At 65.3% G+C, this 23,567-nt stretch carries 25 protein-coding genes; 3 read left to right on the top strand and 22 right to left on the bottom strand.

The genetic code is table 11. The annotated features are described in order from the left end of the window. The first annotated feature begins 190 nt into the window (after positions 1 to 190). The gene (locus U5768_RS28810) at positions 191 to 1,576 is read left to right on the top strand and encodes a sigma-54 dependent transcriptional regulator (RefSeq protein WP_322033715.1); all 1,386 of its coding nucleotides are present in this window, start codon (positions 191 to 193) and stop codon (positions 1,574 to 1,576) included. Positions 1,577 to 1,667: 91 nt separating this feature from the next. Here the strand turns inward: U5768_RS28810 and nagZ are convergent, their stop codons facing one another. From nagZ to U5768_RS28700, 22 genes are all read right to left on the bottom strand, one after another. Continuing rightward, positions 1,668 to 2,708, bottom strand: a complete 1,041-nt coding sequence (gene nagZ, locus U5768_RS28805; RefSeq protein ID WP_322033714.1) for a beta-N-acetylhexosaminidase — start codon at positions 2,706 to 2,708, stop codon at positions 1,668 to 1,670. A 43-nt stretch (positions 2,709 to 2,751) separates the two neighbouring features. Further along, entirely contained in the window at positions 2,752 to 3,150 is a 399-nt protein-coding gene (gene acpS, locus U5768_RS28800; protein ID WP_322033713.1) for a holo-ACP synthase, read from the bottom strand. A 57-nt stretch (positions 3,151 to 3,207) separates the two neighbouring features. Continuing rightward, the gene (gene pdxJ, locus U5768_RS28795; protein ID WP_133183593.1) at positions 3,208 to 3,972 is read right to left on the bottom strand and encodes a pyridoxine 5'-phosphate synthase; all 765 of its coding nucleotides are present in this window, start codon (positions 3,970 to 3,972) and stop codon (positions 3,208 to 3,210) included. Next, positions 3,969 to 4,988, bottom strand: coding sequence for a DNA repair protein RecO (gene recO / locus U5768_RS28790; RefSeq protein WP_322033712.1), 1,020 nt, complete (start codon positions 4,986 to 4,988; stop codon positions 3,969 to 3,971). The genes pdxJ and recO overlap by 4 nt, the downstream gene beginning before the upstream one ends. A gap of 18 nt (positions 4,989 to 5,006) precedes the next feature. After that, positions 5,007 to 5,912, bottom strand: a complete 906-nt coding sequence (gene era / locus U5768_RS28785) for a GTPase Era (RefSeq protein WP_322033711.1) — start codon at positions 5,910 to 5,912, stop codon at positions 5,007 to 5,009. Positions 5,913 to 5,966: 54 nt separating this feature from the next. Beyond that, entirely contained in the window at positions 5,967 to 7,082 is a 1,116-nt protein-coding gene (gene rnc / locus U5768_RS28780) for a ribonuclease III (protein ID WP_322033710.1), read from the bottom strand. Between the two features lie 221 nt (positions 7,083 to 7,303). Further along, complete coding sequence (lepB, locus tag U5768_RS28775; protein ID WP_322033709.1) at positions 7,304 to 8,200, bottom strand: signal peptidase I; 897 nt, start codon at positions 8,198 to 8,200, stop codon at positions 7,304 to 7,306. A gap of 33 nt (positions 8,201 to 8,233) precedes the next feature. Continuing rightward, entirely contained in the window at positions 8,234 to 10,027 is a 1,794-nt protein-coding gene (lepA, locus tag U5768_RS28770) for a translation elongation factor 4 (RefSeq protein WP_322033708.1), read from the bottom strand. 162 nt (positions 10,028 to 10,189) lie between these two features. Then, complete coding sequence (locus U5768_RS28765) at positions 10,190 to 10,525, bottom strand: glutaredoxin family protein (RefSeq protein ID WP_322033707.1); 336 nt, start codon at positions 10,523 to 10,525, stop codon at positions 10,190 to 10,192. A 6-nt stretch (positions 10,526 to 10,531) separates the two neighbouring features. After that, complete coding sequence (locus tag U5768_RS28760) at positions 10,532 to 12,052, bottom strand: DegQ family serine endoprotease (protein ID WP_322033706.1); 1,521 nt, start codon at positions 12,050 to 12,052, stop codon at positions 10,532 to 10,534. Positions 12,053 to 12,076: 24 nt separating this feature from the next. After that, entirely contained in the window at positions 12,077 to 13,138 is a 1,062-nt protein-coding gene (locus tag U5768_RS28755) for a MucB/RseB C-terminal domain-containing protein (protein ID WP_322033748.1), read from the bottom strand. 5 nt (positions 13,139 to 13,143) lie between these two features. Next, on the bottom strand, positions 13,144 to 13,782 hold the full coding sequence (locus tag U5768_RS28750) for a sigma-E factor negative regulatory protein (protein ID WP_322033705.1): 639 nt from the start codon (positions 13,780 to 13,782) through the stop codon (positions 13,144 to 13,146). 90 nt (positions 13,783 to 13,872) lie between these two features. Next, the gene (gene rpoE / locus U5768_RS28745; RefSeq protein ID WP_027795258.1) at positions 13,873 to 14,472 is read right to left on the bottom strand and encodes an RNA polymerase sigma factor RpoE; all 600 of its coding nucleotides are present in this window, start codon (positions 14,470 to 14,472) and stop codon (positions 13,873 to 13,875) included. Between the two features lie 113 nt (positions 14,473 to 14,585). Beyond that, positions 14,586 to 15,083 (bottom strand): hypothetical protein, encoded by a 498-nt coding sequence (locus tag U5768_RS28740; protein ID WP_322033704.1) that lies wholly within the window; start codon positions 15,081 to 15,083, stop codon positions 14,586 to 14,588. After that, entirely contained in the window at positions 15,080 to 16,321 is a 1,242-nt protein-coding gene (gene fabF / locus U5768_RS28735) for a beta-ketoacyl-ACP synthase II (RefSeq protein ID WP_322033703.1), read from the bottom strand. Before fabF ends, U5768_RS28740 begins: the two co-directional genes overlap by 4 nt. 190 nt (positions 16,322 to 16,511) lie before the next feature. Further along, on the bottom strand, positions 16,512 to 16,751 hold the full coding sequence (gene acpP, locus U5768_RS28730; RefSeq protein ID WP_004197638.1) for an acyl carrier protein: 240 nt from the start codon (positions 16,749 to 16,751) through the stop codon (positions 16,512 to 16,514). A 169-nt stretch (positions 16,752 to 16,920) separates the two neighbouring features. Next, positions 16,921 to 17,670, bottom strand: coding sequence for a 3-oxoacyl-ACP reductase FabG (gene fabG / locus U5768_RS28725; protein WP_322033702.1), 750 nt, complete (start codon positions 17,668 to 17,670; stop codon positions 16,921 to 16,923). 34 nt (positions 17,671 to 17,704) lie between these two features. Then, positions 17,705 to 18,643 (bottom strand): ACP S-malonyltransferase, encoded by a 939-nt coding sequence (gene fabD, locus U5768_RS28720; RefSeq protein ID WP_322033701.1) that lies wholly within the window; start codon positions 18,641 to 18,643, stop codon positions 17,705 to 17,707. 125 nt (positions 18,644 to 18,768) lie between these two features. Beyond that, entirely contained in the window at positions 18,769 to 19,758 is a 990-nt protein-coding gene (locus U5768_RS28715; protein WP_322033700.1) for a beta-ketoacyl-ACP synthase III, read from the bottom strand. Then, complete coding sequence (gene plsX / locus U5768_RS28710; RefSeq protein ID WP_322033699.1) at positions 19,758 to 20,915, bottom strand: phosphate acyltransferase PlsX; 1,158 nt, start codon at positions 20,913 to 20,915, stop codon at positions 19,758 to 19,760. Before plsX ends, U5768_RS28715 begins: the two co-directional genes overlap by 1 nt. A gap of 135 nt (positions 20,916 to 21,050) precedes the next feature. Then, the gene (gene rpmF / locus U5768_RS28705; protein WP_018441573.1) at positions 21,051 to 21,230 is read right to left on the bottom strand and encodes a 50S ribosomal protein L32; all 180 of its coding nucleotides are present in this window, start codon (positions 21,228 to 21,230) and stop codon (positions 21,051 to 21,053) included. Between the two features lie 134 nt (positions 21,231 to 21,364). Then, positions 21,365 to 22,006 (bottom strand): DUF177 domain-containing protein, encoded by a 642-nt coding sequence (locus U5768_RS28700; RefSeq protein WP_322033698.1) that lies wholly within the window; start codon positions 22,004 to 22,006, stop codon positions 21,365 to 21,367. A 194-nt stretch (positions 22,007 to 22,200) separates the two neighbouring features. Here U5768_RS28700 and U5768_RS28695 point away from each other — a divergent pair, with 194 nt between their 5' ends. Together U5768_RS28695 and U5768_RS28690 are read left to right on the top strand one after the other, a co-directional pair. Next, positions 22,201 to 22,839 (top strand): Maf-like protein, encoded by a 639-nt coding sequence (locus U5768_RS28695; RefSeq protein WP_322033697.1) that lies wholly within the window; start codon positions 22,201 to 22,203, stop codon positions 22,837 to 22,839. Next, positions 22,836 to 23,567, top strand: a complete 732-nt coding sequence (locus U5768_RS28690; RefSeq protein WP_322033696.1) for an SAM-dependent methyltransferase — start codon at positions 22,836 to 22,838, stop codon at positions 23,565 to 23,567. The genes U5768_RS28695 and U5768_RS28690 overlap by 4 nt, the downstream gene beginning before the upstream one ends.

The following is a 23,567-nucleotide window of genomic DNA, read 5'->3' as shown; positions in this document are numbered from 1 at the left end:
CCGCTCTGGCGCAGCACAACTGGGAGGACCGGAACTGAACACCCTGCTTCGAGACATGTCCGTGATCTCGGTGAAATCTTTCGCATCGTGCCGCGCTCCCACGCGCCGCGCGGTTGCCTGCCGGGGCGCGCGCGTTACCCCGTGCGGCCCGCGCCGGCGCGAATGCGCTCATCCGTAAGCCGCTACCGTCATGCCACACGCCCTGATTGTCGAAGACGATCCCAATAGCCTGTCAGGTCTCTCTGCGATCCTGTCGGCCGATGGGTTCTCCGTCGACACTGCCGCCACACTCGCCGAAGCGCGCGCCGCCCTGGCGCGCTTCATTCCGGATGTCGTACTCGTCGATTTGAATCTGCCTGACGGCGGCGGCCTCGAGCTGCTGCCGCATTTGCCCGCACAACCTCCTGGCGGCGCGCTGCCCGTGATCGTGATGACCGGCAACGCCACGGTCGAGAGCGCGATCGAAGGGCTGCGCCACGGCATCTGGGACTATCTGCTCAAGCCGGTCAACATTCCGCGCCTGCGCAGCCTGCTCGCGCGGATTCCGCGTCCGTACGAGCTGACCGAGGAAGTGCGCTCGCTGCGCGCCACACTGCGCCAGATGGGCCACTTCGGGCCCATGCTCGGACGTAGCAACGCGATCCAGCGCGTGTACGACACGCTCGAACAACTCGCGCCTACCGAAGCAGCGCTGCTCGTGCACGGCGAAGCCGGCACCGGCAAGGAAGTCGCCGCACGCACGCTTCACCAGTTGAGCCGCCGCCGCAAGGGGCCGTTCATTGTGTGCGACGCGCGTTCGCTCGTGGCCGAGGCGGCCGCTGGCCGGCCGCTTGCGAGCGTGCTGTTCGGCCATGAGCGCGGCGCGTTCACGGGCGCGGAACAGCGCGAGCCGGGCCTCGTGGATCAGGCGAGCGGCGGCACGCTCTTCATCGACGAGCTGACCGATCTGCCGCGCGAGCAACAGGAAACGCTGCTGCGTGCGCTCGATTCGCAGACCTTCATGCGCGTGGGCGGCAACAGCGAAGTGGGCACCGATTTCCGCCTGATCGCAGCGACTCGTGCGGTGCCGCGCGACGCCGTACAGCAGGGCGTGCTGCACAACGATCTGTGGCTGCGCCTCGACGCCGCAGCAATCCCGCTGCCCCCGCTGCGCGAGCGCGACGACGACTCCGCCCTGCTCGCGCTCGCGTGCATCGACGAACTCAATCAGGAAGCCCAGGCACACGGCCTCGCGGGCGCGACGCGGCTCGTCGCGCCGTCATTCGTGCGCGAGTGTCTCGCGTATGACTGGCCCGGCAACGTGCGCGAGTTGCACGAGCGCGTGAGGCGCGCGTGGCACGCCTCGGGCGAGGTGCTGGAAACCCTCCAGGCCGAGGAAAGCGGCGGCGCCGGACCGCGCGACATGAACGGCGGCCGCGTGCAGGTGACGGTGGGCACGCCGCTCGCCGACGTGGAAGAAATGCTGATCCGCGCGACGCTCGACGCCGTGGGCGGCACGCGGCACCGCGCCGCTTCGCTGCTCGGCATCAGTCCCAAGACGCTCTACAACAAGCTGCAGCGCATGCGGCTGAACTGAGCCTCCTTGCAGGCGCGCAGCATGTAAAAAGGCTGCCCTTCGGAAACGAAGGGCAGCCTTTAGCCACTGCACCGGCGCGGCGATCAGCGCGTCAAGGCAATACGTTGCGCAGCAACGACTGCGCCTCGATGTACGCTGCGTCCGCCACCAGCTTGTCCCAACGCAGCGCCTTGCCGCGCGCGCGCATACGCTTGATGCGCCGGGCCGAAGCCTTGGCAGCGCGGCGCGGCTCGGTTGTGCGCAGCGCGTCGAGCACCTTTTCGGCCTCGTGCGGCTGGTTGCAGATCAGCACCATGTCGCAGCCCGCTTCGAGTGCGGCGCGTGCGCCCTCGGTCAGCGTGCCGCCCTGGCGCGCGGCTTCCATCGAGAGATCGTCGCTGAAGATCGCGCCCGTGAAGCGCAGCCGCTTGCGCAAAATCTCCTCGACCCAGATGCGCGAGAAGCCCGCGGGCTTCGAATCGATTTTCGGATAAATCACGTGGCCCGGCATCACGGCCGTGAGCGAGAGACCGAGCCAGTCGTAGGGCAGCGCGTCTTCGCCGAGAATCGCCTCGAGCGGACGTTCGTCCACCGGCACCGCGACGTGCGAGTCCGCCGTCGCGAAGCCGTGCCCCGGAAAATGCTTGCCGCAATTGGCCATGCCCGCGAGCGCCAGTCCGTGATTGAGACTCTTGGCGAGCAGCGTCACGACGCGCGGGTCGCGATGGAATGCGCGGTCGCCCACGACCTTCGACTGGCCATAGCCGAGATCGAGCACCGGCGTGAACGAGAGGTCGATGCCGCATGCGCGCAATTCGCTCGCGAGGATGTAGCCCACGGCCGTCGCGACCTTGGTCGCGAGCAGCACGTCCTTGTCCCACAACGCCCCGAGGCGCCCCATGGCCGGCAGCACCGTAAAGCCGTCGGTGCGAAAGCGCTGCACGCGGCCGCCTTCATGGTCGACGGCGATCAGCAGGTCCTCGCGCACCGCGCGAATCGCGTCGGTGAGCGCGACGAGCTGCGCGCGATTCTCGTAGTGGCGCGCGAACAGGATCACGCCGCCGGTCATCGGGTGCGCCAGACGGCGCACGTCGTCGTCGCTCAAGGTGGTGCCGACCACGTCGAGCATGACGGGTCCGGGATTATTCTTCATCGGTGAATTTGCGTAGATGCCGCGCGGCGCACGGCGATGGAGGTCAGCCGTCGATTTCCGCTACCACGAAGGAAACCGCGTACTCATGTTCGTCGGTGATGCTCACGCGCGCCGTGATGCCGCGTTCGTCGAGCCACTGCGCGAGTTCGCCCGAAGCGACTATGACAGGCCGGCCGCCGCGCTCGTTGAGAGTCTGCATGGCGCGCCATGTCATCGGCATGCGCATGCCGAGGCCGATCGCTTTCGAGAACGCCTCTTTCGCGGAGAACCGCGTGCACAGATACGCGAGGCCTCGCGCTTCCGAGCGCGCCTTGCGCGCCTCGTAGACAGCGAGTTCGTCCGGCCCGAGCACACGCGGCGCGAAGCGCCCGTTGGTGCGCGCCATGACTGCCGCCACGCGGCTCACCTGAATGATGTCGGTGCCGATACCGTAGATCGCCATGAGACTCCCGTCGAATGTGTCGGTTGCGTGAGCGCGACGCGCGGCGCCGTAACCGGATCAGCCGCGCGTGCCGAGACGCGCCGCGACCATGATCGCCTTCATTTCGCGCACCGCGTTCTCCCAGCCCGCGAAGATTGCGTGCGCAACGATCGCGTGACCGATGTTCAGCTCGACGATGCCGTCGATGGCCGCGATCTGCTGCACGTTCGTGTAGTGCAGGCCGTGGCCGGCGTTCACCTTCAGCCCGAGGCTGTTGCCGCAGTTAACACCCGTGACCACGCGCTCGTATTCGCGCTCCTGCTCGCCGGCGTCGTGCGCCTCGGCGTAGCGGCCCGTGTGCAGCTCGATCACGGGTGCGCCCGTTTCATGCGCCGCGCGAATCTGCGTTTCGTCCGGATCGATGAAGAGCGAGACGCGGCAGCCCGCATCGGCAAGCTGACGGCACGCGGCGGCGACGGCGTCGAAGTGACCCGCTACGTCCAGACCGCCTTCGGTCGTCAGCTCGGCGCGCTTTTCGGGCACGAGGCAAACGTCGTGCGGTTTGATCTCGCACGCAATGTCGAGCATCTCGGCCGTCACCGCGCATTCGAGGTTCATGCGCGTTTTCAGTTGCGGGCGCAGCGCGCGCACGTCGGCGTCGACGATATGTCGGCGATCCTCGCGCAGATGCAGGGTGATCGCGTCGGCGCCCGCCTCCTCGGCTAGCAGCGCCGCGCGGATCGGGTCGGGATAAGCGGTGCCGCGCGCGTTGCGCAGCGTGGCGACGTGGTCGATGTTCACGCCCAGGTCGATCACATTGGGAGAAGTGAGAAAGAAGCTCATAGGTTCTGCAAGTCGATCAGAATCTGGCGCGTCGCGAGCGGCGTGCCGCCAAGGTAAGTGTTCAGCAGGAAGCGCATGAGCGCCTTGCTCTGCGCAACCGTCTGAGGTCGATGGTAATCGTCCTCTTCCATGTCGAGCAACGTCTGGCCCGACAGCAAGGGCCACTGAGTGGGCCACTCGTCCGAAGCTTCGCGCACGCCGCGTTCGGGATCGAACACGTAGCGAGCTTCCGCCACCACCGCCTTGCGGTTCACGGTGCGGTTGAGCGCGAGCGCGTAGCCCGCCTCGCGCAGCAGCACGCGCTCGAACGAGCGCAGCACCTGCACGGGCGGCTCGTCGTGCGCGAGGCGCGTGAGCGTCACGACGTAATGGCGAAAGAGTTCGGGATGCGGGTCTTCGCGCGCGATGAACTTCACGAGCAGCTCGTTCACGTAGAAGCCGCACAGCAGCGCGTCGCCGGTCAGCGGCAACATGCCGCCCACCCACTCGGCGCCGGTGAGCGTGCGCACTTCGCCCTTGCCGGTCCACGAAAGCGCGAGTGGCTGGAAGGTTTGCAGCACGCCGCGCAATGCCGAGTGCGGACGCTTCGCGCCCTTCGCGACGAGCGCCACGCGGCCGTGATCGCGCGAGAGCACATCGATGATGAGGCTCGTCTCGCGGTACGGGTAGCTGTGCAGCACGAAGGCCGGCTGCTCGGCGATGCGGTAATCGGGCGTGGTGCTGCGGGAGGCGCGCGGCAGTTGGGAGCGCGCGGTGGTCTTGCGGTTGTTGCGCGATTCGGCACGCGGTTCGGCGCGGCCTTCGAGCGTGGCGTCGGCGCCTTCGGTCATCGCGTTGCGCGTGGCGGCGCTCTTCGTCGCCTTCGCGCTTCGCGCGCCTTGCGTGCTCTTCGCCAAGGAGCGCCGCGCGCCGCCGGAACCGGATGCTTCTTCGCCCGGCGCGAATGCCTCGTCGGCCTGCGCTTCGTCGTGCGCGGGCCAGTCGTCGTGCAGGGTTCCGGCTGCGCCGTCACTCATACGCGTTGCCCGTCGTGCTTACTCGTAACCGTAGGCGCGCAGCCCGGCTTCGTTGTCGGCCCAGCCGCTCTTCACCTTCACGAAGGTTTCGAGGTACACGGGGCCGTCGAAGAGCTTCTCCATGTCGAGGCGCGCCTCGGTGCTGATCTGCTTGAGCTTCGCGCCCTTCTGGCCGATCACCATCGCCTTCTGCGTGTCGCGCTCCACGAGAATCGTGGCGAAGACGCGGCGCAGACGGCCCTCCTGCTCGAACTTGTCGATGATCACAGTGCTCGTGTACGGCAGCTCGTCGCCGGTCCAGCGGAACACTTTCTCGCGCAGGATTTCGGCGGCGAGGAAGCGCTCGCTGCGGTCGGTGAGGTCGTCTTCGCCGTAGATCGGCTCCCCTTCGGGCAGATACGGCTTGAGCGTCGCGAGCAAGCGCTTGATGTCGTCCGCGTTCTGAGCCGAGAGCGGCACGATCTCGCGGAACTCGCGCAGATCCTGCACCTGCTGGATGAACGGATAAAGCGTGCCCTTGTCGGTCACGCGGTCGATCTTGTTGGCGATCAGGATGGTGGGCGCGTTCGGCGGAATGAGGTCGAGCACCTTCTGATCGTCGGGGCCGAACTTGCCGGCTTCGATCACGAACAGCACGGCGTCGACCGAGCTGAGCGTGGAGGTCACCGCGCGGTTCAGCGAACGGTTCAGCGCCGTGCTGTGGCGCGTCTGGAAACCGGGCGTATCGACGAAGATGTACTGCGCGTCGTCGATCGTGTTGATGCCGGTGATGCGATGGCGCGTCGTCTGCGCCTTGCGCGACGTGATGCTGATCTTCTGACCGACCAGCGCATTCATCAGCGTGGATTTACCGACGTTCGGACGGCCGACGATCGCGACCATGCCGCAACGAAAACCGGCAGGAGTGGAAGTGGGAGCGTTCATGATCGGACCGGAATAGAAAAACGGTAGGCGCGCTCGCCGCGCGCCTGAGTGGAATCAGTGGCCGGCATCGGCCGCGCGCACGGGAATGGCCGTCGTGGCTTCGGCATGCGTCTCGGCCTCGGAGCTGGTGCCGCCGGTAGTCGCGGTTTGCGCGCGCTCGACGTTGCGCAACGCCGATTCGGCTTTGACCGGAGCCGAACGGTGCGCAATCGAGCCGGCGCTCGGCACGGCGTCGAAGCCCGTGGCCTTGTCGGCGCCGCGTTCGGCCTTCTCCGCCGGGCGCTCCTGGACGTGCGCGGCGCGAATCACCGCCAACGGCGCGCCTTCGGCCGCCGCGGTTTGGGCCGGACGCTCGGTACGCGCGGCAGCACGCTCACGGCGCTCCGGCGAACGCAGATCGAGCGCGCCCTGCACGCCCGTCACGCCGGGGACGACCTCGGGTTCCGGTTTGGGCGCGCGCGCGCCCTTCGAACGGCGCGGCTTCGCCACCAGCGCGGGCGCCGCGGCCACGACCTCGTCGAGCGCCTTCTTCGCCGCGGCCTGCTCCGCCGCGCGACGGCTCGCGCCCGAACCCGACACCTTCACGTCGAGCTTGGGCACCGTGCATTCGACTTCGAACTGCTGATTGTGCGCCGCACCATGCGTCGCCACGACCGTGTAGGTGGGCAGCGCGATCTTGTGACCTTGCAGGTATTCCTGCAGCAGCGTCTTGGAATCCTTGCCGAGCGTGCGCGGATCGATGTGATCGAGAATCGGCACGTAAAGGCGCTTGATAACGGTCTGGGCGGCGTCGAAACCGCCGTCGAGGAAGATCGCGCCGAAGATCGCTTCCAGAGCATCCGCGAGAATCGACGGACGGCGGAAGCCGCCGCTGCGCAGCTCGCCTTCGCCGAGACGCAGGCCGTCGGCAATATTGAGGGCCTGAGCGATTTCGTAAAGCGACTGCTGCTTCACCAGATTCGCGCGCACGCGCGAGAGGTCGCCTTCGTCCAGCTTGCCAAAACGTTGGAACAATAGGGCAGCCACCGCGCAATTCAGAACCGAATCACCGAGGAATTCGAGGCGTTCGTTATGCGTGGCACTGTGACTGCGGTGGGTTAAAGCCTGGCGCAGCAATTCCGCATTGCGAAATTCGTAGCGCAAACGGCTTTCCAACGGAGATTGGGGCATGGGGAGAGTATAACGCGCCCGCCGCCCCCGGCGAAAACAGGGGCGGCGGGCGAAAAACCGTGATGAAGCGACGTTACCGGGGTTTCTTCAAGTAGCGCGCGAAGAGGCAATGTACGTGATGCGAGCAAGACTCGTGTTCGCGCCTACGCTGTTTTGTTGCGGCTTCCATGGCTGCTTCGCGCGGCGCGATCGACGTGCATCGCGCGTCGATCAAACACGCATTATTCGAACGAACCGATGCGCCGCAGGTTGCTGAAGTTCATCCAGATGAAGAACGCGCGGCCCACGATGTTCGCGTCGGGCACGAAGCCCCAGTAACGGCTGTCCGCGCTGTTGTCGCGGTTGTCGCCCATCATGAAGTAGTTGCCCGGCGGCACCTTGCAGATCACGCCGCGTGCGTTGTACTGGCAGTTGTCGCGATACGGATAATCCTCCGCGCCCACGATGAACGGCGGCACCGCGGGGTTGTTGAGGATGTTGTTCTTGCGGCCGTTGCCGAGGTCTTCGGTGAACTGCTTCGCGTACCCGATGCGCTCTTCGTCGAAGAAGTCGCCCTGCGGCACTTCCGGCACCGGCTGGCCGTTGATCGTGAGCTGCTTGTCCTGATAGGACACCACGTCGCCCGGCAGGCCGATCACGCGCTTGATGTAGTCGACCGACTCGTCCTTCGGATAGCGGAACACGACCACGTCGCCGCGTTCGAGCGGACGGCCCTGCGTGACCTTCGTGTTCGTGATCGGCAGGCGGATGCCGTAGTCGAACTTGTTCACGAGGATGAAGTCGCCCACGAGCAGCGTGGGGACCATCGAACCCGACGGAATCTTGAACGGCTCAACGACGAACGAGCGCACGAGGAACACGATCAGGATGACGGGAAAGAAGCTCGCCGTGTATTCGAGCCACCACGGCTGGCGCAGCTTTTCGTTGCGCAGGTTCTGGCGCGTGACAGGCGCGTTTTCATCGGCAAAACGCTCGCCGATACGCTCCTGCTGACGGTCGAACTCCGCGACCGCCGCATCGGCGGCGAGGCGCCGGCGCGGCATGAAAACCAGTTTGTCTGCAACCCACGCAACGCCCGTCAAGATGACGAGCACAAAGAGAATCAGCGCAAAATTCATGTAGAGATCCGTTGTCCGGCTTATTTGCGTTACTTATTTATCTTCGACACGAAGGATGGCGAGGAAGGCCTCTTGCGGAATCTCGACCGAGCCGACCTGCTTCATCCGCTTCTTGCCTTCTTTCTGCTTTTCGAGCAGTTTCTTCTTACGCGTGATGTCGCCGCCGTAACACTTGGCCAGCACGTTCTTGCGCAGCGCCTTGATGTTCTCGCGCGCGATGATATGCGCGCCGATCGCGGCCTGAATGGCCACGTCGTACATCTGGCGCGGAATGATCTCGCGCATCTTCGCCGCCACTTCGCGGCCGCGATATTGCGACTGCGAACGGTGAACGATGATCGAGAGCGCATCGACCTTGTCGCCGTTGATCAGCATGTCGACCTTCACGACGTCCGCGCTGCGGTATTCCTTGAACTCGTAATCCATGGACGCATAGCCGCGCGAAACCGACTTCAGGCGATCGAAGAAGTCGAGCACGATTTCCGCCATCGGGATTTCGTAGGTGAGCTGCACCTGGCGGCCGTGGTACTGCATGTTGATCTGCGAGCCGCGCTTTTGCGTGCACAGCGTGATCACGGAGCCCACATAGTCCTGCGGCATGTACAGGTTCACAGTCACGATCGGCTCGCGGATCTCGGCGATCTTCGGAGGCTCCGGCATCTTCGCCGGGTTCTCGACCATGATCTGCGTGCCATCGGCCTGAAGCACTTCGTACACCACGGTCGGCGCCGTGGTGATGAGGTCCATGTCGAACTCGCGCTCCAGACGCTCCTGCACGATTTCCATGTGCAGGAGGCCGAGGAAGCCGCAGCGGAAGCCGAAGCCGAGCGCCTGCGAAACTTCCGGCTCGTATTGCAGCGAAGCGTCGTTGAGCTTGAGCTTTTCGAGCGATTCGCGCAGCGCGTCGTACTGGTTCGCCTCGACCGGATAGAGGCCCGCGAACACCTGCGGCTTCACTTCCTTGAAGCCCGGCAGCGGCTCGGGCGCGGGCTTCGCGGCGAGCGTGACGGTGTCGCCCACCTTGGTCGCGGCGAGTTCCTTGATGCCGGCGATGATGAAGCCCACCTGCCCCGCCGAGAGCGATTCCAGGTTGCGCGACTTGGGCGAGAACACGCCGACGTGCTCGACCGGATACTGCGCGCCGGTGGCCATCAGCTTGATCTTGTCCTTCGGACGCAGCGTGCCGTTGACGATGCGCACGAGCATCACCACGCCCACGTAGTTGTCGAACCACGAGTCGATGATGAGCGCCTGCAGGGGCGCCTCCGGATCGCCCTTGGGCGGGGGCACCTTGGCGATGAGCGCTTCGAGCACGTCTTCCACGCCGAGGCCGGTCTTCGCGCTGCAACGCGTGGCGTCGGTCGCGTCGATGCCGATCACGTCCTCGATCTCTTCGATCGCGTTTTCGGGGTTCGCGGCGGGCAGGTCGATCTTGTTGAGCACCGGCACGACTTCCACGCCGAGTTCGATCGCGGTGTAGCAGTTCGCCACCGTCTGCGCCTCGACGCCCTGGCTCGCGTCAACCACGAGCAGCGCGCCCTCGCACGCGGAGAGCGAACGGCTCACCTCGTACGAGAAGTCGACGTGCCCTGGCGTGTCGATCAGGTTCAGGTTGTAGACCTTGCCGTCACGCGCCTTATACGACAGCGCGGCGGTCTGCGCCTTGATGGTGATGCCGCGCTCGCGCTCGAGATCCATCGAGTCGAGCACCTGCGATTCCATTTCGCGGTCGGACAAGCCGCCGCACAACTGGATGATGCGATCGGCGAGCGTCGACTTGCCATGGTCGATGTGCGCAATGATCGAGAAGTTACGAATATGATCCATTCAGTGCCGATCAAGCGAAAAAGGCGCGCCCCAACGAAAGCTGGGCACGCCTCGTAAACAGATGAAAAACCGGACTATTTTAGCCGAAAAGGGGTCCCACGGGCGAACCGTCCGGTCATGTAATGGATGTGTCGTGGCGCGCGTGCTCGCCGCGCGCGGATTTCATGCGCCGCGCGGTGCCTCCGGCGGCACGCCCGGTGCGTCGGCGCCCAAGCCGAGCGTCGCACGCACGCGCGCTTCGTCGAGATGGTAGTGACACAGTTCGACGCCGTCGCAAACGAGCACCGGCACGAATTCGTCGTAGCGCGCCTGAAGGGCGGGGTCGGAATCGACATCGACAACGTCGAGCCGCGCCCCCGCCGCCGCCGCAAGAGGCTCCAGCGCCACGCGCATGTCCTCGCACAGATGACACCACGCGCGCCCATACAGCACGAGGTGCGCGCTCGCACGTTCGAGCGCGCCCTGCGCTGCCGGCGAAGACCGCAATGGCGCGCGCATCGCGTCTTACTTCTGCCCCGGCGCGCGCGGGCGCAGCGGCACGAACTGCGTATTGTCGCCGCGCCGCACGAGCACCGCCACCATCTTCTGCGGGTCGAGATGCGAGGTGACCTCCTGGAACTGCTTCGCGCTCGTGATATCGGTGTCGCCCACGCGCAGGATGATGTCGCCCTTTTGCAGGCCGGCGCGCGCCGCCGGGCCGTCCACCGAGTCCACCATCGCGCCGCCCTTTATCTTGAGCTGCGCAAGCTGGTCGGCGGGAACATCAACCACCGCGAGACCGAGCGCGTTCAACGCACGCGGCTTGGGCTCGGGCGCCTTCTTCTGGTCCGCCTTCGCGCTCTTGTCGGTCTGCATCTCGGCAATCGTGATCGGCAGATCGCGCGTCGTGCCCTTGCGCCAGACCGTAACGGTGGCCTTGGTGCCCGGCTTCGTGTCGCCGACCATACGCGGCAGGTCGGTCGCGGCATCGACCACTACGCCGTTGAACTTCTGGATGATGTCGCCCGGCTGGATGCCCGCCTTGTCGGCCGGACCGCCCGGCTCGACGCTGGAAACGAGCGCGCCTTGCGCCTTGGGCAAGCCGAGCGAGTCGGCGACCTCCTTCGTCACCTCGCCGATCGCCACGGCAATGCGGCCGCGCGTGACCTTGCCCGTCGATTTGAGCTGATCCGCCACGCGCATCGCCTCGTCGATCGGAATCGCGAACGAGATGCCCATGAAGCCGCCGGTGCGGCTATAGATCTGCGAGTTGATGCCGATCACTTCGCCTTGCATGTTGATGAGCGGACCGCCCGAGTTGCCGGGGTTCACGGCCACGTCGGTCTGGATGAACGGCAGATAGTCGCCCGTGTCGCGGCCCTTCGCGCTCACGATGCCCGCCGTTACCGTGTTTTCGAGGCCGAACGGCGAACCGATCGCCACGACCCACTCGCCCACGCGCACCTTGTTCGAATCGCCCATCGTCACAGCCGGCAGATTCGCGGCCTGGATTTTCACCACCGCAACGTCCGTGCGGTCGTCCACGCCGATCAGCTTCGCCTTGAATTCGCGCTTGTCGGTGAGCGTCACGTAGATGCTATCCGCGTCGTCGACCACGTGCGCGTTGGTCATCACGTAGCCGTCGGCCGAGAGGATGAAGCCGGAGCCGACGCCGCTGTTCTGTTCGGTGTCGTTGCCGCTGTCCGGACCTGAATCCGAACCGCCGCCCGGCGCCTGGCCTCCTCCCCCCTGACCGCCTTGCCCGCCCTGGCCGCCCTGCGGCCCTTGCGGAAGCGGAATGCCAAAGAAGCGGCGGAAGAATTCCGACATGTCGCCCTGGTCCATACCCGGCGGAAGGCCGCGCTGGGCCGAGGAGACGCGTGTGGTAGTGCGGATATTGACGACCGACGGCCCCACTTTGTCCACGAGGTCGGCGAAGTCCGGCAGGTTGGCGGCCGGCGCCGCCGATGCCACGTGCGGTGCGAACGGCAGGCACGCCGCCACGACCGCGGCCGCGAAGAATTTGCGCAGCGGGAGAATCGTCATATCGAAGTCAGCCGAAGGAAGGAGTTACCTGGGAGCCTTGTATTCTATGGCAGACGCAAACTGCTGCAACGTGGTCTGGGGCACTTCGCCGAGCAACGTGATGAAGTAATCGCCGTTGCGCTTCACGAGCACGTGGGTCGCCCCGCTGCTGCCCGAGCCTTCCTTGCGACTGTTGTTCTTGACCGGCTCGATAAACACGGAAAGCGTGGACAGTCCATCAGAGAATACGGCCTGATCGACAGGAATGGGCGGATCGCTCGCGTCGCGCGCCGCCATGGGCCGCCGCACTTCGCGAATCTTCTCGAAGCCCGGTGCGGTCTGGCCGAATGACCAGCCCTGCGCTTCGATGTCGACCGGCTGGAGCGGCGGGCGCACCACGTTCCAGCCCTCGATATTGCGCATGCCGTTCACGATAGGCGTCTTGTCGACGGGACCACCGATGCGCACCTGCGTGAACGCGAGCTGCTGCAGGACCTGGCCGTTCGAAGGATCGAGCATCTGCGAACGCAGCAGCAAGCCGGTTTTCGCGTCGGCCCACAGCTTGTAGGCGAAGCGGAAATTATCCTTCGGATCGAGCTGGATGACCTGGCTGTCAAGGCCGGCCACCCGGTCGTTGCCGAGCATTTTCGGCGCGTAGACGTTCAGCACCTGGTCGCCGCTCGTGGAAAGCAGCGCCGGGAAAGCGTCCTTGTTCTGGCGCTTTTCGACGACGAGCAGCTTGCGCTCGGGCACGAAAGTATAGAGATCGTCGTTGTGGCGCAGCATCGTGCGCGGCTTGCCGTCGAGGCTTTCGAGCTTCTCGAACTCGCCATCCTGCTTCGAGGCATAGTGCGTGATGCGCGAGGACTGCACGAACTCGCCGCGCTGGTACACGAACGTGCCTTCGTAGCTTTGCTGCTGGGCGGCCTGCTGGATGCGGTCGAGCAACTGCGCCGCGCTCTGGCGCGTGGCGGCGTCGGCCGCCGACGCACCTTGCGCGTGGGCACGCTGGGCGGCAGACAGAGCGGTGAACATCACGGCTGCGCAGCAAAGAAATGCCGGCAACCGCCCCCAGATCGTCTTTTTATTCAACCGCAATGTCTGCATCAAACTTATTGGCCTTGCGTGGTGAGAGCGGCTGACCGGATATAGGGCATGGAATCCGATATGACCGGCTGCTGCGCGAACTGCTGATGCGCCTGGAGATATTCGTCGAGCCGCGCGTCGCGGATGATGTTGCCGTCCTGGCCGCCCGTGACAGGCGCGGGCGTGGCGTTCATCGCCACGCGCTGCACGCCGTCCTGCGGCTGCACGGCGGCGATTTGCGGCGCGCCGGCCATGCCCGCGCCGCGCATTTGCGGCATGACGATCCACGTGAGCGTGGCAGCGGCGGCGGCCACGGCCAGCGACGGCATCACGCGGCGGCGCAGCGCCAGAATACGGCCAACCCGCTCATTGCGGCCGGCCGCCGCTTGCGGCAGCCCGGCAGGCGCGAGCAGATGCGGCTCCGCTTCGAAGCGCGCCGCGAAACCCGTCATGAACGCGCGGCTCGCGGCCTGGCCGAGGGCCAGATCGTCCGAGCGCAGCACGTCGCCGATCAAGTGGTACTCCGACCAGGCTGCGCGCCCTTCGCCGTCGAGTTCCAGAAAATTTCCGTTCAGATGCTCCTGCGCCGACGCTTCACCGTCGACGAAGGCGGACAGACGCTCGCCGCGCGAGCTTGATACCGATTGCATCGAGACCGAACCCATGATGCTCCCCATTTCCTGACAGACGTCCCTGTGACACCCACTCATTCTGATGAATCGCGTCGCCGCCCGGGGCGTGGCTGGTGGTGCTTGTTACCAGCGCTTGCCTTCCGGAGTGTCCAGCAGCGGACGCAATTTTGCCGCAATGGCTTCCCGCGCACGGAAAATTCTCGATCTGACGGTGCCGATCGGGCATCCCATCATTTCGGCGATTTCCTCATAGCTTAGGCCTTCTATTTCCCGAAGCGTAATGGCGGTGCGCAGCTCTTCCGGTAAAACCGCCATTGCAGCATTGACCGTCTGTGCGATCTGTTTGCTCATCAACATCGACTCGGGCGTATTGATATCCCTTAGTTGATCGGCGTCCGAGAAAGTTTCAGCTTCTTCAGCATCTGCCTCGGTAGAAGTCGGCGCGCGTCTTCCCTGGGTCGCAAGGTAGTTCTTCGCCGTATTGACAGCAATCCGGTACAACCACGTATAGAAAGCCGATTCGCCACGAAACTGGGGAAGTGCGCGGTAAGCCTTGATGAAGGCGTCCTGGGCCACGTCCTCGACCTCGGCGGGGTCCCGCACGAGGCGCGAGATCAGCCGGATGATCTTGCGGTGGTATTTCGAGACCAGGAGCTCGAACGCGGCCTTGTCGCCCTTTTGCACGCGCTCGACCAGGACCTGATCAATTTCTTTTTCGCTCACCTGAAAAATCCGTTAGCACATGAAGTAGACGTGGGGGCACCATTGTAGCGTCCCCGCCACGGTCTCACGTTACGCGAGTAACAGAGGTTACAAGCTTTACAGCGAAAGAAAGCTCAGCGGCCGGCTGCGCTGCGTGCGCGAACGGCGAGTGTGCGGAAGATATCGGCGGGAACGGCGTCGGCGGCGACGAGAATCGTCGTGCGGCGCGCGCCCTGCTCCACGACGAGCGCGAGCAGCCACGCGCCCCATTGCGAGGCGCCTGCAATGCGCCCGGCCGCGAGACACGCGCCATCGCGCGAATACGCCGCGAGGAAATCCGGCCCGATTTCGAGAAAGGCCGGCTGCCTGCGGCGCCAGGCCGCAGCGGCGAGGCCGCCGGTGGCCACAAACGCCAGCGTAACCGGCAAGGTTTGCCATGCGCCGAGCCAGGGCGCAAGCGTCGTATGGACGGCAGCCGTGGCGACGCCCAGCCCCGCGGCAACGACGAGTTGCAGCGCGAGAGAGAAACGCAGGGAAAGAAGCGGCGCGCCCGCGCGCCGCGAGGGGAAGGCAGGAGAAACGCGGCCGGCCGAAATGTTCGGCGCGGCCGCTGTGCCGTCGTACGGAATCAAGCGTGACGCTTGAAGACGAGCGTGCCGTTCGTGCCGCCGAACCCGAACGAGTTCTTCAGCGCGACGTCGATCTTCATGTCCCGCGCGGTGTTCGCGCAGTAGTCCAGGTCGCATGCCGGATCCTGGTTGAAGATGTTGATCGTCGGCGGCGACACCTGATTGTGCACGGCCAGCACCGTGAACACCGACTCCAGGCCGCCCGCGCCGCCCAGCAGGTGGCCCGTCATCGACTTGGTCGAGTTCACGACGATTTCCTTTGCGTGGTCGCCGAAGGCGCGCTTGATCGCCGTGGTTTCCGCGAGGTCGCCGAGCGGCGTGGACGTGCCGTGGGCGCTGAGCCAGTTCACTTCGTTGGCGTTCACGCCGGCGTTCTTCATCGCCGCGATCATGCAGCGGCGCGCGCCGTCGCCATCTTCCAGCGGAGCGGTCATGTGATACGCGTCGCCGCTCATGCCGTAGCCGCCGATTTCCGCGTAGATCTTCGCGCCGCGCGCCTTCGCGTGTTCGTACTCTTCGAGCACCATCACGCCCGCGCCTTCGCCGAGCACGAAGCCGTCACGATCCTTGTCCCACGGACGGCTCGCCGTTGCCGGATCGTCGTTGCGCTGCGAGAGCGCACGCGCCGCCGCGAAGCCGCCGATGCCGAGCGGCGAGACGGTCGATTCCGCGCCGCCCGCGATCATCACGTCGCAGTCGCCATATTCGATCAGACGCGACGCTTCGCCGATGCAGTGCAAACCGGTCGTGCACGCCGTGACCATCGCCAGATTCGGGCCCTTGAGGCCGTACTTGATCGACAGATGGCCCGAGATCATGTTGATGATCGAAGCCGGCACAAAGAACGGAGAAATGCGGCGCGGGCCGCGGTTGAGCAGTTCCGTTTGCGTGACTTCGATCATCGGCAGACCGCCGATGCCCGAGCCGACGTTCACGCCAATGCGCTCCGCGTTCGCTTCGGTGACTTCGAGACCGCTGTCCTTGATCGCCTGCATGCCCGCCGCGATGCCGTAATGGATGAACGTATCCATATGGCGCGCTTCTTTGGCCGGCATGTAGTCTTCGACGTTGAAGCCCTTCACTTCCCCGGCAAAGCGGGTCGAGAAGTTCGTGGCGTCGAACTTCGTGATGTTGGCGATGCCGGACTTCCCGGCGACCAGATTGGCCCAGCCGTCGGCAACATTATTGCCAACAGGCGAAATCAGCCCCAGGCCTGTAACAACAACTCGACGACGGCTCACGGTAACCCCTTATCCATAGATGACAAAAACAAAAGCCACAGAGGCCACAGGAAATGCTCCTGTGAGCCCTGTGGCTAGTTGACCGGCAGATGCCCCGCAGCGAGTGCGGCAGGCGTATGCGGTTTCACGGGCGAGCGTCCTCGCGGGCCGCCAGCGCGAGCGTTGCGCGGCCCAGGCGGGAATCCGGCGCTTAGGCCTTGACGTTCGCGCGAGCGTAATCGATCGCTTGCTGAACCGTCGTGATCTTCTCGGCTTCCTCGTCCGGGATTTCCATGCCGAACTCGTCTTCGAGAGCCATGACCAGTTCGACGGTGTCGAGCGAGTCGGCGCCCAGATCGTTCACGAACGAAGCTTCGTTCTTGATTTCAGCTTCGGCGACGCCCAGTTGCTCGGCGACGATCTTCTTGACGCGCTGTTCGATGTTGTCCATTACCCCTCCAAGGGAAAAAAGTTAGCTCATGAGTGCGAGTGCGCGCATTTTATCAGGTTTGACCTGGCTGAAAAGCGGCGCTCGAGGTTCCGGAACGGCTATCCGCGACGGCGCTTGAACAAGGCTTTTGCATCAAGCGCATCAAGGCGCGGATAGTACCTGAATCCGGTTAAGACATATACATGCCGCCGTTCACGTGCAACGTCGTGCCCGTGATATAGGCCGCCTGCGGCGACGCGAGAAACGCCACCGCATGCGCGATGTCGTCCGGGCTGCCGAGGCGGCCCAGCGGAATCTGCTGCTTGAGGGCGGCTTGCTGCTCCGCCGGCAGGTCCTTCGTCATGTCGGTGTCGATGAAACCCGGCGCGACGCAGTTCACGGTAATACCACGGCTGCCGATCTCGCGTGCGAGCGCGCGCGTCATGCCCGCCACGCCGGCCTTGGCGGCGGCGTAGTTGGCCTGACCCGGGTTGCCCGACGAGCCCACCACCGAGGTGATGTTGATGATGCGGCCGCCCTTGGCCTTCATCATCGGGCGCAGCACGGCGCGCGAGAGGCGAAACACCGACTTCAGGTTGGTGTCGATGACCGCGTCCCACTCGTCGTCCTTCATGCGCATCGCCAGGTTGTCCTGCGTGATGCCCGCGTTGTTGACGAGGATCGCAAGAGCGCCGAATTCCTTGACCGTTGCGTCGATGAGCGCTTCTGCCGCAGCAGCGTCGTTCACATTGAGCACGGCGCCGCGGCCCTTCAGGCCCGCTTCTTCGAACGCGGCCGAAATGGCCTGCGCGCCGGCTTCGCTCGTTGCCGTGCCGATCACCGTCGCGCCCTGGCGCGCCAGTTCCAGCGCGATCGCGCGGCCGATGCCACGCGTGGCGCCGGTCACGATCGCGGCTTGATTGTCGAGAGTCTTTTCCATCGTTTGAATCCGTTAGCGGGGGTGGCGTAGGCGCTTAGGCCTTCAGAAGCGCGAGCGCTTCGTCGAGCGACTTCGGATCGAGCACCGAGGCGCCGACCAGGTTGCCGTCGATACGCTTGGTGAGGCCCGCAAGCACCTTGCCCGGACCGCATTCGACCACGTGCGTCGCGCCTTGCGCCGCGATGGCCTGCACGCACTCGACCCAGCGCACGGCGCCCGCGGCCTGCCGTACGAGCGCGTCGCGAATCTTCGCGGGATCGGTTTCGAAGGCCACGTCCACGTTGTTCACCACGGGGATTTGCGGCGCATTCAGCGTGACGTTCGCGAGGTAGTCGCGCAGTTGATCCGAGGCCGGCTTGAGCAGCGACGAATGAAACGGCGCCGAAACCGGCAGCGGCAGCGCGCGCTTGGCGCCCTTGCCCTTGGCGACTTCGCAGGCCTTCTCGACCGCGGCCTTGTGGCCTGCGATCACGACTTGCGCCGGCGCGTTGAAGTTGACGGCTTCGACCACGCCGCCGCTCGCGGCCGCGGCTTCCGTGCAGACTGCGCGCACGGTGTCGTCGTCGAGACCGAGCACCGCGGCCATGCCGCCCTCGCCCACCGGCACCGCGTTTTGCATGGCCTGCGCGCGAAAACGCACGAGCGGCACGGCGTCGCGGAACGCGAGCACGCCGGACGCGACGAGCGCCGTATATTCGCCGAGGCTATGGCCCGCTACGATGGCCGGCGCCGGGCCGCCCGCCTGCTGCCACGCGCGATAAACGGCGTAGGCGGCGGTAAGCATGACGGGCTGCGTGTTGGTGGTGAGATTGAGTTCTTCAGCGGGGCCTTCGGCGATCAGCTTGCCGAGGTCCTGGCCGAGCGCGTCGGACGCTTCTTGCAGCGTCTCGCGCACAACGGCGTTATCGGCGAAGGCGTCGAGCATGCCGACGGCCTGCGAGCCTTGTCCGGGAAAAACGAACGCGAATTTCATAACGTCCCCAAATTCGATCAATACGGGTAGGCCATGCGCTCGGATGAACCGCCGCCGGCCGCACGCAACAGGCACCTCGTGCGTACAGTCCGGCCGCGGGAGCGCGAAAGCCCGTTCAGGAATGCCTAGAAACGGATGACGGAGGCGCCCCAGGTGAAGCCGCCGCCCACGCCTTCGATCAGCACGTTATGGCCGCGCTTGATGCGGCCGTCGCGCACGGCAACGTCGAAAGCGAGCGGAATCGAGGCCGCCGAGGTGTTGCCATGCTCGCCCACCGTCACCACCATGCGCTCCGCGGGCAGGCCGAGCTTGCGGCAGGTGCCCTGCATGATGCGGATGTTGGCCTGGTGCGGGATCAGCCAGTCGATCTGGTCGGCGGTGAGTTGCGCCTTGTCGAGCGCCTCGATCGCGACCTTTTCGAGCACGTTCACAGCCAGCTTGAACACGGCCTGGCCGTCCATATGCAGGAACGCGTTGCCCGCGATCACGCCGCCATTCACGTTGCCCGGCGTGCACAGGATGTGCGCGTAGCTGCCGTCGGCGTGCAGCGCGCTCGCGAGCACGCCCGGTTCGCTCGACGCCTGCAGCACGATCGCGCCGGCACCGTCGCCGAACAGCACGCAGGTGGTGCGGTCGTTGAAATCGAGAATACGCGAGAAGGTTTCCGCGCCCACCACGAGCGCCGTGCGATGCTGGCCGCTGCGGATCAGGCTGTCGGCCACCGAAACGGCGTAGGCGAAGCCCGAACACACGGCCTGCACGTCGAACGCCGCGCCGTGGTTGCGAATGCCGAGCTTGTTCTGCAACAGGCAGGCCGTGCTCGGAAAGACGAAATCAGGCGTGGAAGTGGCGACGATGATGAGGTCGATCGACTGCGGATCGACGTCGGCTGCCGCGATCGCGCGCTGCGACGCCGCAAGCGCGAGATCGCTCGTGGTGACGTCGGGCGCGGCGAAGTGGCGCGCGTGAATGCCCGTGCGGGCCACGATCCACTCGTCGCTGGTCTCGACGCCTTTCGCGGCGAGCCGTTCGGCCAGTTCCTGGTTGGTGACGCGATCAGGCGGAAGGTAGCTGCCCGTGCCGATCACGCGGGAATAGAGAGTCGATTGAGCCATTATGCCTTCGAGGATGATGCGGCGCCGGGCGGTATTTCGCCCGCTGCCTGGCTGGGCGCGCCAGCCGCATGCGCGGCCTGCCCGGCCTGTGCAGCCTGCGCGGCAGGCACGTTCTGCGCGCCGCCGGGCTCGTCTGCCGCCTGTTCGAGCGAACCGGCGTTTTCTTCCATGGCGTGCGCCAGGCGCTCCAGAACGCCATTTTTGACGGCATCATACCCGCGATTGATCGCACACTCAAACGCGTAGGCGTCGGCCGAGCCGTGGCTCTTGATGACGAGACTCTTCAAGCCGAGCAGCGCCGCGCCGTTGTACTGGCGATGGTCCACGCGCTTCTTGAAGCGCATCAGCACGGGCAGTGCGGCGATCGCCATGAGCTTGGTGAGCCACGAACGGCCGAACTCTTCCTTGATCATGTCGTTGAGCATCTGCGCGAGGCCCTCCGACGTCTTGAGCGCGACATTCCCAACGAAGCCGTCACAGACGATGACGTCGACGGTGCCCTTGTAAATATCGTTGCCTTCGACATTGCCGCGGAAGTTCAGCGTGCTCGCGCGCAGGAGTTCGCCGGCGCGCTTGATGGTCTCGTTGCCCTTGATGACTTCTTCGCCGATATTCAGGAGCCCGATGGTCGGGCGATCCTTGCCCTCGAGCGCCGCGACGAGCGCGTGGCCCATCTCCGCGAACTGCAACAGATGCTGCGGTTCGCAGTCGACGTTCGCGCCGAGGTCGAGCATCGTCGTGTAGCCGCGCGGGTTCGGCAGCGCAAAGGCGATGGCCGGGCGTTCGATGCCGGGCAGCGTCTTGAGCACGTAGCGCGAAACGGCCATGAGCGCGCCGGTGTTGCCGGCCGAGATGCAGGCTTGCGCCTCGCCCTCTTTCACGCGATTGAGCGCGACGCGCATCGACGAATCTTTTTTCTTGCGCAGGGCGACTTCAACCGGATCGTCCATTTCGACGATCTCGGTGGCGGGCACGACGGTAAGCGCGGGATGGTCCGCCGCCTTCAGCTTTTTCAACTGGGCGCGAACCGCCGACTCGACGCCCACGAGCATGAGATGCGCGTCGGGGTGCGAGCGGACGAAATGGACTGCGGCAGGCACCGTCACGGACGGGCCGTGGTCGCCTCCCATGCAATCTATCGTGAGCGTAACAGTCATGGAATGCGACGGATTTCAGGCACAAAAAAGCGGCAGTTGAATGCCGCCTTTTTTGCCGAGCCGAAATATGGTCAAGCGAACGGAATCGTCAGATACGGCGCGAGGCGAAAAGCCATGCGCCGCACGCTGGAACGATTAGTCGTTCTTGGTCTTGACGACTTTCTTGCCGCGGTAGTAGCCGTTCGGGCTGATGTGGTGACGCAGATGCACTTCACCCGTGCTCGGCTCGACGGCCAGCGGCGCGCCCGTGAGGAAATCGTGCGAGCGATGCATACCGCGCTTCGACGGCGACTTCTTGTTTTGTTGAACTGCCATGATAACTCCTGAAAATTTTCCGAATTCTAACACAGCCCGATCCGGCCGCCGCCACCCTTGGGAGGTGGCCGGACTCCGGGCTCAGGCCCACGCGTCTGGTACTGCCCGCCCCGCGCAGCCGCCCGAGGCTTGCCTCAGTGCTTGCTGCCGGGACCGTCCTTCTTGAGCGATTCGAGCGCCGCAAACGGGTTGACGCGCTCTTCCGGCTCGATTTCCTGCTCCGGCACGTCGTCCACCGAATCCACGCCTTCCGCGCCGTCGGGACCCGAGGCGAGGCTTTCGTGAATTTCCGGACAGACTTCGTGCTTCGGCACCAGCGGCAGCGAGAGCAACAGCTCCTCTTCGATCAAGTCGACGAGATCGAAATGGCGCGAGCCCACGATCACTTCGACTTCATCGTCGTCGAGCGGAAACTCATCCGCCTCCTCTTCCGTCTGGACGATACGGAAGGTCGCAGCCGCATCGAATGCCTGCTCGTAGGGAGCGAGGCACCGCTGGCATGCGAGCCACGCGCCACCGTGAACGGCAAGGCGCAGGTATGGCTGCGGCCCTTCGGTGCCGTTGTCCTGCAATTCCTGCTGGATGAAGCCCGCAGCCTGCCAGGTGAACGCGGTTTCGCGATCTCGCGCCTCGGCCGGGACTTCGTTTAACATGCGCGGCAGTTGCGAGACGCGCACGGCGCCCGCTGCTTCACGCTCGCTGCGCGCGAATTCGAAGATGTCGAAGTCACGCGGATTCAGTTCGGCGCCAGCAGGCTTACCAGAATGTTCGGTCATGTGCGCTCCCCTGCTTCAAGGCTTGGCGCCCGCGCAAGACGTGCGACGAGAGCATACCGATGAAAAGCCCGAAATCATATCGCCTTTATCTTTGTGAGTCAAACACTTAAGCTCGCGTATGCCTCGCGGGCATAGACACTTCAGCCCGCAGCCACACATTTCAGCCGTCTTCATACTCGCTACACCGATCGACCATGCAGGATTCTCTCTCGCAGGCCCCGCGCACGGGCCGCCCCGCCCTCATTCTGGCCTCCAGCTCGCGCTACCGGCGCGAGTTGCTCGAACGTCTGCGCATTCCTTTCGAGACCGCCGTGCCCGACATCGACGAAACGCCTCAGCCGGGCGAAACGCCCGAAGCGACGGCGCTGCGCCTCGCCGCCGCGAAGGCCCGCGCCGTGGCCGCGGCGCTGCCAGCGGGCGCCGCGCGCACGCTCGTCATCGGTTCCGACCAGGTCGCCACCTTCGATGGCCGCCAGATCGGCAAGCCCGGCACGCACGAACGCGCGCTCGAACAGTTGCAGGCCATGCGCGGCCGCGAAGTGTTGTTCCATAGTGCCCTGAGCGTGCTCGACACCGCTACTGGCCAAACGGATACCGTCGATGTCGTCACGAAGGTGCGCTTTCGCGACCTGCCCGATGCCGCGCTCGACGCCTATCTGCGCGCCGAAACGCCGTATGACTGCGCGGGCAGCGCGAAATCGGAGGGGCTAGGCATCGCGCTGCTCGAAGCGATCGAATCGGACGATCCCACCGCCCTGATCGGCCTGCCGCTCATCGCGCTCACGCGCATGCTGCTCGCCGCGGGCTATCCGCTGCTGGAGGGCGAAGCATGACGAATGGAACGAAGGGCACGCTCTATCTGATCCCCAACACGCTCGGCGACGGCGACGATGCCGCGCTCAACGCCGTCCTGCCCATGCCCGTGCGGGAACGCGCGGGCGCGCTCGCCAGCTATATCGGCGAAAACGCGAAGACCACGCGCGCCTTCCTCAAGCGCGTGGGCACGACGCGCCCGATCCAGGAAATCGAAATCCGCGAACTCAACGTCAACACGCCCGCCGGCGAAGTCGACAGGCTGCTCGCGCCGCTGCTCGCGGGCATCGACACGGGCCTCGTTTCGGAGGCGGGCGTGCCCGCCGTTGCCGATCCGGGCGCGCTGCTCGTGCGGCGTGCGCACGAGCGCGGCATCAAGGTCGTGCCGCTCGTGGGTCCCAGTTCGATCCTGCTTGCGCTGATGGCGTCGGGTCTGAACGGCCAGAGCTTCGCGTTTCACGGCTACCTGCCCGTCGACGCCAACGAGCGGGTGAAAAAGCTGCGCGATCTGGAGCAAACCTCGCGCAAGGGCAAACAGACGCAGATCTTCATCGAGACGCCCTACCGCAACCGCACGCTGCTCGATGCGCTGCTCGCGACCTGCGCGCCCTCCACGCTCGTGTGCGTCGCCGCCGATCTCACGCTGCCGGCCGAGACGATCGTGAGCCGCGCGGTGGCCGACTGGAAGAAGAAGCCCGCGCCCGAACTGCACAAACGGCCGGCGATTTTCCTGCTGCTCGCAAACTAG

It is taken from the genome of Paraburkholderia sp. J76 (assembly GCF_905220295.1).
In the GTDB taxonomy this organism is placed as follows: Bacteria; Pseudomonadota; Gammaproteobacteria; order Burkholderiales; family Burkholderiaceae; genus Paraburkholderia.
Note: the sequence above shows the minus strand (reverse complement) of the source record. Positions and strands in the feature narration are given on the sequence as shown.

Excerpts from the sequence above, each read along its gene's own strand:
- U5768_RS28690 (WP_322033696.1), top strand. The coding sequence starts at position 22,836 with ATGACGAATGGAACGAAGGGCACGCTCTATCTGATCCCCAACACGCTC.
- rpmF (WP_018441573.1), bottom strand. The coding sequence starts at position 21,230 with ATGGCAGTTCAACAAAACAAGAAGTCGCCGTCGAAGCGCGGTATGCAT.
- plsX (WP_322033699.1), bottom strand. The coding sequence starts at position 20,915 with ATGACTGTTACGCTCACGATAGATTGCATGGGAGGCGACCACGGCCCG.
- U5768_RS28765 (WP_322033707.1), bottom strand. The coding sequence starts at position 10,525 with ATGCGCGCGCCATTGCGGTCTTCGCCGGCAGCGCAGGGCGCGCTCGAA.
- nagZ (WP_322033714.1), bottom strand. The coding sequence starts at position 2,708 with ATGAAGAATAATCCCGGACCCGTCATGCTCGACGTGGTCGGCACCACC.
- U5768_RS28715 (WP_322033700.1), bottom strand. The coding sequence starts at position 19,758 with ATGGCTCAATCGACTCTCTATTCCCGCGTGATCGGCACGGGCAGCTAC.
- recO (WP_322033712.1), bottom strand. The coding sequence starts at position 4,988 with ATGAGTGACGGCGCAGCCGGAACCCTGCACGACGACTGGCCCGCGCAC.
- U5768_RS28755 (WP_322033748.1), bottom strand. The coding sequence starts at position 13,138 with ATGCAGACATTGCGGTTGAATAAAAAGACGATCTGGGGGCGGTTGCCG.
- U5768_RS28810 (WP_322033715.1), top strand. The coding sequence starts at position 191 with ATGCCACACGCCCTGATTGTCGAAGACGATCCCAATAGCCTGTCAGGT.
- U5768_RS28750 (WP_322033705.1), bottom strand. The coding sequence starts at position 13,782 with ATGGGTTCGGTCTCGATGCAATCGGTATCAAGCTCGCGCGGCGAGCGT.
- fabG (WP_322033702.1), bottom strand. The coding sequence starts at position 17,670 with ATGGAAAAGACTCTCGACAATCAAGCCGCGATCGTGACCGGCGCCACG.
- lepA (WP_322033708.1), bottom strand. The coding sequence starts at position 10,027 with ATGGATCATATTCGTAACTTCTCGATCATTGCGCACATCGACCATGGC.
- acpP (WP_004197638.1), bottom strand. The coding sequence starts at position 16,751 with ATGGACAACATCGAACAGCGCGTCAAGAAGATCGTCGCCGAGCAACTG.
- rnc (WP_322033710.1), bottom strand. The coding sequence starts at position 7,082 with ATGCCCCAATCTCCGTTGGAAAGCCGTTTGCGCTACGAATTTCGCAAT.
- U5768_RS28700 (WP_322033698.1), bottom strand. The coding sequence starts at position 22,006 with ATGACCGAACATTCTGGTAAGCCTGCTGGCGCCGAACTGAATCCGCGT.
- U5768_RS28760 (WP_322033706.1), bottom strand. The coding sequence starts at position 12,052 with ATGACGATTCTCCCGCTGCGCAAATTCTTCGCGGCCGCGGTCGTGGCG.
- fabD (WP_322033701.1), bottom strand. The coding sequence starts at position 18,643 with ATGAAATTCGCGTTCGTTTTTCCCGGACAAGGCTCGCAGGCCGTCGGC.
- era (WP_322033711.1), bottom strand. The coding sequence starts at position 5,912 with ATGAACGCTCCCACTTCCACTCCTGCCGGTTTTCGTTGCGGCATGGTC.
- acpS (WP_322033713.1), bottom strand. The coding sequence starts at position 3,150 with ATGGCGATCTACGGTATCGGCACCGACATCATTCAGGTGAGCCGCGTG.
- lepB (WP_322033709.1), bottom strand. The coding sequence starts at position 8,200 with ATGAATTTTGCGCTGATTCTCTTTGTGCTCGTCATCTTGACGGGCGTT.
- pdxJ (WP_133183593.1), bottom strand. The coding sequence starts at position 3,972 with ATGAGCTTCTTTCTCACTTCTCCCAATGTGATCGACCTGGGCGTGAAC.
- U5768_RS28695 (WP_322033697.1), top strand. The coding sequence starts at position 22,201 with ATGCAGGATTCTCTCTCGCAGGCCCCGCGCACGGGCCGCCCCGCCCTC.